General features: G+C 45.6%; 9 protein-coding genes. 4 read left to right on the forward strand and 5 right to left on the reverse strand.

What is annotated here, in order from left to right:
- From U9P07_11670 to U9P07_11690, 5 genes are all read right to left on the reverse strand, one after another.
- Positions 1–1621: PAS domain-containing protein (locus tag U9P07_11670; protein ID MEA2110065.1), on the reverse strand; the 1621-nt coding region annotated here is incomplete at its 3' end.
- A gap of 673 nt (positions 1622–2294) precedes the next feature.
- Positions 2295–3290, reverse strand: a complete 996-nt coding sequence (locus U9P07_11675; GenBank protein ID MEA2110066.1) for a transposase — start codon at positions 3288–3290, stop codon at positions 2295–2297.
- 309 nt (positions 3291–3599) lie between these two features.
- A complete protein-coding gene (locus U9P07_11680; GenBank protein MEA2110067.1) occupies positions 3600–4019 on the reverse strand; it encodes a PIN domain-containing protein in 420 nt (139 codons plus the stop codon).
- 6 nt (positions 4020–4025) lie between these two features.
- Complete coding sequence (locus U9P07_11685; protein MEA2110068.1) at positions 4026–4265, reverse strand: DUF6364 family protein; 240 nt, start codon at positions 4263–4265, stop codon at positions 4026–4028.
- A gap of 333 nt (positions 4266–4598) precedes the next feature.
- Positions 4599–5060, reverse strand: a complete 462-nt coding sequence (locus tag U9P07_11690; protein MEA2110069.1) for a hypothetical protein — start codon at positions 5058–5060, stop codon at positions 4599–4601.
- A 96-nt stretch (positions 5061–5156) separates the two neighbouring features.
- Here U9P07_11690 and U9P07_11695 point away from each other — a divergent pair, with 96 nt between their 5' ends.
- From U9P07_11695 to U9P07_11710, 4 genes are all read left to right on the forward strand, one after another.
- Positions 5157–5534 carry a tyrosine-type recombinase/integrase gene (locus U9P07_11695; protein MEA2110070.1) on the forward strand — a complete coding sequence of 126 codons (378 nt, stop codon included), beginning with the start codon at positions 5157–5159 and terminating at the stop codon, positions 5532–5534.
- Between the two features lie 95 nt (positions 5535–5629).
- Positions 5630–5899 (forward strand): ribbon-helix-helix domain-containing protein, encoded by a 270-nt coding sequence (locus tag U9P07_11700; protein MEA2110071.1) that lies wholly within the window; start codon positions 5630–5632, stop codon positions 5897–5899.
- Positions 5899–6174 carry a type II toxin-antitoxin system RelE/ParE family toxin gene (locus U9P07_11705; protein ID MEA2110072.1) on the forward strand — a complete coding sequence of 92 codons (276 nt, stop codon included), beginning with the start codon at positions 5899–5901 and terminating at the stop codon, positions 6172–6174. The genes U9P07_11700 and U9P07_11705 overlap by 1 nt, the downstream gene beginning before the upstream one ends.
- Positions 6175–6904: 730 nt before the next feature.
- Positions 6905–8070 (forward strand): HEAT repeat domain-containing protein (locus U9P07_11710; GenBank protein MEA2110073.1); only part of this gene is annotated, 1166 nt, incomplete at its 3' end.

The following is an 8070-nucleotide window of genomic DNA, read 5'->3' on the forward strand; positions in this document are numbered from 1 at the left end:
GTTCTTCCATACAAGCGGGGCAAATTGTATGACTGAAATCAGCGTCGGAATGTTTGTTGATATAGGCCTCAATCTGCTGGTAATAGCCGTCATCGTCACGGACTTTTTTACAATAACAGCAGATCGGGATAATACCTCGTAACAACTTTAGTTCGGTAATGTCCTGAACCGTGCCTATTGAGCGAATTGGCTCTCCGGCTTCGTTGTACTCGGTATATCCTTTTTCAAGCACCCATTTCTCAGTTTCATTTTCAAGCAGAATTCGATGTTCAATCTGATAATCGGATCGTTCCGCGACCGAATCCTTAAATACCTTGTCGACCTTTTTTCGGTCATCCGGATGAATTCGATCTAAAAAGGCTTCGTAGGTTGCCTTAAAATTTTGCGGCTGTAAATCAAAAATCCGATAGACTTCGTCAGACCAATCAAGTTTATCCGTCTTGAAGGTGAACTCCCAATGTCCAATCTTGCCGATGTGTTGTGCCTCTTTAAGCAAGCTTTCTCGCTCCATTATCTTAATATTTGCTTGATCAACAAGTTGCCTCAATTTTTTTGTGCTTAATCGCAAGCCGATAAAAAGCAGGATTTCTATTAAAATAAAGCCTAATATCCCATAAATAATGTTTACTTTTTGATTTGTCCAAAATTCATCGACCTGACTCTGAACATTCCACCATGCGACGATGACCCCGACATTGGGTCTGGCCGGTACTATTGATCCGATAAAATCGCGCAGAGGAAATGAGGCCACACAGTAAGCATTATGGTTGTACTCTAATTGAGCCACTTTTTGCTCATTAATGCCGGGTGACTCTACAACACCATTTCTCAGTAGTTCCGATATGTAAGGATCGGTTGTTTCCTCAATAAAATAACCGGATATCGGCGGATTATTTTCAGATAACTTATCTATGAATTTTGACCACACATTTTGTTTGAGATGATCAAGGGTCAGCAGAACCGCAATCTCAATATTTTGACGCTCTGCTAATTTGTTGATCGTCACTTTGAATGAAGTGCCGGCTTCCAGGGCGCCAACAAAAATTTTATCCCCGCTATTTCCATCCACGGCATAAACCGGTACCACCCCCCGTATACCGGAAATTAGCCGCCCGGTTTCAAACCCGCTTACAGCTTTATGAGATTTATTGACGGTCACAACCGTATGTCGAACGTGATCCATACGATCTCCAAACTTCTCGGGACAGTGCGCTCGAAGAAAGGAGAGGGAGCCCGGACCAAGATGAAAATGAAGTTGACGGAAATCAAATTCAGCCGCGATTGCGTCTCTTGATTCGCGTACCTGGTTATATAATCGCGCGCGTATTTTTTTAGCTTCAGGACCTCCCGGGCCGCCGCCCTCTTTTTCAACAGCCAGCTTGCCGGCTAGGAAAAGGTTTTGTAACTCGGTGTCCGCGGCGGTGTAGGTAGCTGCCTGCAGCATCTGAATTTCGGTGGCGGCAATAGCTTGATCATAACTTGCCTGGATCTTTTCCGCGCTTTGTTTGAAGTTGTTTTGTAAGGATCTTTTGCCCGATAAGTAATTAATCCCGACAAAGATAATGTCTGAAGCGAGAAGAATAATGAAGAGCGTAATGAAAATACGAGTTTCTTTTTTCATGATTTCCTGATAATTTCAAACATTCATGCAAAGTTAAAAGTAAATATTCGATTTTGTCTATAGATTGACAAATTTTTATTATTTCTCACAGAGACACAGAGTCACAGAGGGCAAATGACTGGGGTTCTCTGTGACTTTGTGCCTCTGTGAGAGTATTTTTATCTTTTCTGAAAACGTAGTCGAATGTTTACCTTTATAGATTGACAAATTCTTGTAACTATTCGGTAATTTTTTAATTCTCTCGCCAAGTCGCAAAGGCCGCGAAGAGTTCAATTTGCTATATCGTCTATTGTTTTTCTTGGCGCTCTTGGCGACTTGAGAGAGTGAAACGAACGGGCGCGAGACAAAAAAATACCCTGATTAATTGCCGGTTTTCCTTATTTTTCCCAGATTCACAGAGGACAAATGACTGGTTTCTCTGGGTGGTTTTGTGAGCTCAGTGAGAGTATTTTTAACCTTTTTAAAATGAAACCGGATGTTTGCCACCCATCTTCACCCGTTGGGTGTTGTTACTCATCAACGTAAAACCCTGATTATTAAAAGCTAACCGCTAATAGCTCAGCTTAGGGCATTGTTTTAAGCCTATGGCTTCATATTCGCTTCAATGATGCAAAAACTTTAATTCTTAATGTATGGCTGATCCCGCTAAAGGGGACGTTCTTGACTTATTGACTTATTGACTTATAAGTTCATTCAGTCTCATCTTCAATCCTTGATCATCCTGAAGAACCTGATCCCCTCGCGTGACTGCCCGACTTACTCCAGATGGTCCCATAGATAAAAAATTCCCCACGGCAAATCCTTTTTCACCCATCAGTCTGACGGCAATATAACAGAAAAGGGCTCTGGCTTTTGATATGGATGCCACCTTCCTTCGTCTCAGCATTAGATCCGGTTCAACCCCTTCTATCAAGTGGCAAACCATTTCTTGAATTTCAGCCAGGCTCAATCTCGGCGGTGAAATTGTTTTTGGGTCTGCCTCCTCCTGTATAGACTTCACGAAAGATCCACTTCCTAATATGCGGTCATCATAATTTTCAATATCTTCAGGAGAAGCGGAGGCTTCCAGGCTTCTACGTAGATCTCCGCCAACAAATTCAGGACGGTCGGCATGAGAAACACCATCAGCAATAAACCGGCTATAGCTTGCACGGGCAGATGAAAAGTTGCCGCCAAATTGAAACAGCACCTCATCTACATTTTGAGTCGGTAATTTCCCCCTTCCCATTACTACGGAATGGCCGCACCAGGGATAGCTGTCAAGATCCTGCAGGCTTGATACCAGTCTGGCTCGCAAAGGATTAAGATGGATGTAACGAATCAGTTCAAGAAAGTAGGCATCCTTTTCGCAAACAATGGATTTATATCTGTTTTGAAACAGGTGACCACTCCGGTTATGGCGATGATTAAAAAGAGTCGCATAGCCGGTCAAAAGACGTCTCATGAATGTGGAGAGTTTAATCCGCTGACAACAGAGAAGCAGGTGGAAGTGGTTACCTAACAATGCCCAGGCAAAGCAGTCAGTATCGGTTTCTTCGAGTAGGGAAGAAAATCTGTCGAGAAAATCTTTACGATCGATATCGTCAAGGAAAATTCTCCTTTGTTCAATACCGCGTACGATAATATGTTGCAGTAAACCCGGGATATCTATTCTGGCTTTTCTCGGCATAGAAGTGACCTCAGGGCTCTCTCAAAAATAACTTCACATTTTGGTATCTCATCTTCAGGCTGTCTTTGCACGATCCTCAATCTCAAAGTCCTCAAAATAGCTCACTATTCCCGCGGCTTTGCTCAAACGGATAGTTCAAATCAAACCCATTATGTGGGACACCATTTTAACTTTAATGGCAAATTGCAATCCACTTTTTTGGAGATATCTTTTTGGTTCGTAGCCTGTCCTGATGGTGTTCAAATAACCAATTACGCGAACTTATTTTTGAGAGAACCATTGGCAAGAATAATATTATAAGTCAATAAATCAAGAACGTCCCCTGAAAGGGTTTTCCAGTTTGATACCGGAATAAAACTGTCCGGCATTCAAATCTTCAGAATAAATTACATCACAGCCGGCATTCTCCGCGGCGCTGATAATGGTAGCATCCCAGAAGCTGATGGCATATGCCGCCCTGATTTCAATCGCCCGCTTTACCATCGCCGGGGTGATTTGTATTACTTCAAATGATTCCAGCAAACTCAACTGGCGGATTACCACCTCGTGCCTTTGTTTCAGTTTTAAAAGCGCGGCATTGGCGTATTCCTGCAGTACCTGGGTTGAGATAACCCCTCTTTCAGAAGTCATCAGCTGGGAAATGAGCGTTAAAGCCTTATCCTGTTTTTCGAGATCACGGCAGTCATTGGCGTAGATAATCAGATTACTGTCAATAAAATGTTTTTTCATCCCGATCTATTCCAGTCCACATCGTTCGTGCAGCTCATCCCGATTAAAAATAAATGATTTTTCAGACCGTCCCCCCATCGTTTTTGCCAGCCTGACAAATTCTTCAGCATTGGCATCTTTATCCTGATCGCCGCCTATTTTTTGCAAAAATTCACGCACCAGGTTGTTGATGGTTGTATTATGTTCTTTGGCATACTGCCGACTCCGGGCTATGAGCTTTTCATCAGCGGAAAGGGTGATATTCATAAACTCCTCCATAGCATAGCAGATTATTTATAATATGTGTAGCATGTGTTAATATCGCACATTGTAACAGATATTTTTAAAACTTACCAGTGCTGTTTTGCTCCGGCAGCCGATTGCCTCAGTGCCTATCTTCCGATTCCAATTACAACCTCTTTTTCCTCCTTATCTAATTTTGGAATTTTTCCAGATTGTCTTGAGGAAAAAATGCCGGACGGTTCGCGACAATTATCTTGTCCGGTTTTCTCCTTGCGATATTTCCTTAAATTTCGAGAACATCTTCCATCGCCGCTACAAAGCTGGCGTTTTGATCGGGAGGTATTTTCCAATATTTGCTCAGGTGAGGCTTAAGTTCGTTTTTTTTAAAGTGTTACATACTGTCATCGGAGAAACACTTTGTACCATTTTCAGCTCAACCATTTTTTCAGCCAGGAGCCGTATGGTCCACCGTTCCCGCCCTTCTGGTGCCTCTGAGCACGCCAAGGCAAGCAGTTTGGCTTCGAATTCACCACCAAATTGGATTTCACGCGGAGGCTTTTCCCGCTTCTTACGTTCAATGGCAGCAGGTAGACTTTCTTCCACAAAACGTTTTTTTAAATGTTCGAGACTTCGTGATGTTGTTCCTAATGCTTCTGCTACCTGTGTAACGGCCCACTTTGAACCATATTCTCCAGCATCCAACAAGAGCAATGCTCGAGCATATAGTACTGTGCGGGCTGCCCTTTTTCCCTTGCTTGAAATGGCCTCTAAATTTTTTCGCTCTTCTTTTGTCAGAGTTACCCTGTAACGCGGTGCCATATCGTCCTCCTTTTGTTGAGATGGAGACAACTATAGCACGATTTTTATATAATACGAAGATTTAAGTTTTACATTGTACTAGGAAAGAATGAGCTGGTGCTGCGAGAGAAGAAGACCCAGAAGCTTCGCCGGATCACGCTGAACCGATCTGTCCAAGAAGCAATCAAGAATCTCCTGGTTTCAATGTTCGTCCCGGACGACGAAGATTATTTGTTCCTGGGGCTGCGCGGCAATCCCTTCACCGTCCCTACTCTATCCAGGATGGTCAAAGCATGGTGCCAGGCTCTTAATCTGTTAGGTAACTACGGTTCTCACAGCCTGCGGAAAACCTGGGGCTATCATCAAAGAGTAAGTTTTGGCATGGGCCTGCCGGAATTGATGGTCTGTTTCAACCACAGCAGTCAGCGGCAAACCCTGGACTATCTGTGTGTGCAGCCGGAGGAAGTCAGGGATATTTATCTAAATGAGTTGTGATTCATGGAAGATATTGCTTGACTAAATCATATTCAATCACTATGATTAATTGTGAATCACAACATGGAAGGACGCACCCGAAGAGGAGATTCGATATGGCACAGACCGAAACTAAAGTGCTGACCGCACACATTCCGCTACCGTTGGCTGAGAAGGTCGATCAAATAGCAGCACGCTTGGAACGGTCACGAGGTTGGATCATGAAGCAGGCATTATCGGCCTGGATCGACCAAGAGGAAGAACGCAATCGCCTGACGTTTGAAGCATTGGCCGACGTGGACACTGGCCGCGTCATCGACCACCAGGCCGTACAAGCATGGGCCGATAGCCTTGGCACTGATGAACCACTACCGGTACCACGTTGATGGAACTGAAATGGACCAGCAAGGCACTCTCCGATTTAACTCGCCTGTACGAGTTTCTGTCTCCAGTAAACAAGCCGGCGGCTGCACACACCGTTCAAGCCCTCACCGCTGCAGCTACTGTCCTGCAGGCCAACCCACGTATCGGTGCCCGGCTTGATGAATTTGAGCCGCATGAGGTGCGCCGGATCCTCGTGGGATATTATGAGATGCGCTATGAGATTCATGAATCGACAATCTATGTGCTGCGACTGTGGCATACTAGAGAGGATCGTTGACAGCCGCAATCAATGCGGTGGGCAACTACGGTTCCCACAGTAAGAACCTGATCCCCTCGCGTGACTGCCCGACTTACTCCAGATGGTCCCATAGATAAAAAATTCCCCACGGCAAATCCTTTTTCACCCATTAGTCTGACGGCAATATAACAGAAAAGGGCTCTGGCTTTTCTCGGCATAGAAGTGACCTCAGGGCTCTCTCAAAAATAACTTCACATTTTGGCATCTCATCTTCAGGCTGTCTTTGCACAATCCTCAATCTCAAAGTCCTCAAAATAGCTCACTATTCCCGCGGCTTTGCTCAATCGGATCGTACCTGTCTGCCGACAGGCAGGCAAATCAAACCCATTATGTGGGACACCATTTTAACTTTAATGGCAAATTGCAATCCACTTTTTTTGGAGATATCTTCTTGGTTCGCAGCCTGCCCTGATGGTGTCCCAATAACCAATTCCGCGAACTTATTTTTGAGAGAACCATTGGCAAGAATAATATTATAAGTCGATAAGTCAATAAGTCAAGAACGTCCCCTGTGTCACCTGTGTCACTGTGTCAGATTCGAATGAGGGAAACCCTGAAAAACAGAAAAAGGCTAAAATATATATTTTATCTGACGAAAGTTTGAGGAGGTTGTGGCTACCCGGAATATTTTATTACGGCAGGAAGTTTTTGTTTGACTGGGTCTGTTTTGGGCGCGCCAAAGTGAGACGAGGATTGAGAGGAAATAATCATGACCAAAGTGAACAGCAAAGAAGCCCTGAAAGAACTGCTTTTCAATATCCAGCAGAAGGACCTGATCAAGGCCCGGCTGGTAATTGAACATCTCGCCCATATTGACCCAGCGACCCAGAAGCGCATGCTTTTTGAACTCAGTAAAACTGACGATGATTTCGCCATTCCTCTGCTGGTCTACCTGATCCATTGCCATCCGGAGATCACCGACAACTATCCAACCTTAAAGGAATTACTGCTGACCAAAGTTTTAGATCATCCGAATGTGCTAATCGCCAAGCTGGCGACGCCGGTTCCTGAAGCCGTCATTTATCTGTGGTTAGCCGGCCAGCTTCGGGAGGAAAGGGCTGTCCCGGCAATTGCGAAGTTTTTGACTTCGACCAATGACGTCAGGCTGCTGAAAGCAGGGTTGAATGCTTTGGGTGAGATTGCCGAGCCGACGGCGGTGAACGCGATTACCGAGTTTCTCTACGCGGATATCAGGCCGCTGGTACTGGCGGCTGTACGCTCCCTGGGTCAGGTGGGAACGACCACCGCCCTGCAGCGCCTGGCGGAGCGCATGGGTGGAGACCGCGAGCTGGATGCCATGATTTTAGAGATTTTTGCCCGGGTGCAAAACGACCTCTCCCTGCATAAATTGAATGAAACCCTGCAGTCTCACTATGCCTACCTGCGCAATCTGGCCAAGAAACACCTGGCAACCATTGGGGCTAAAGCAGTGCCCTTGCTGATACATAACCTGCAGCAGGATGATCCTGATCTTATCATTCACACCCTGAATATTCTCGGAGAAATTGGTGATGCCAGTGCCATCAGCTCGATTCGCAAGTTGTTGCATGCTCAGCCCCATGATGCCAATATCCGTTTTGCCGCCTATGAAGCCCTGGGGATGCTGCCTTTAGGTCGGGGAGTCTATGCCCTGGCCGGTGGTTTGACCGATCCGGTGGAAAACGTCCGGGCCGCCGCCGCCAGGGCGATTAACGGTGCTTTTAGTGAGGTGTTGGCCGCCGGGGTGAAAAATATGGTCAGGTCCGGTGGTGCTGAGGCCGAAGCGATTATCCGCGCCATTATTGACGTGCAGGCCGATAAAATTGTTTTGAGTCTGATTGACGAACAGGTGTTTCAGCAGTTCGGGGGTGATTATCTGGCTGCCCGGGCGCATCC

This window comes from Pseudomonadota bacterium, assembly GCA_034660915.1.
Taxonomy (GTDB): Bacteria; Desulfobacterota; Anaeroferrophillalia; order Anaeroferrophillales; family Anaeroferrophillaceae; genus DQWO01.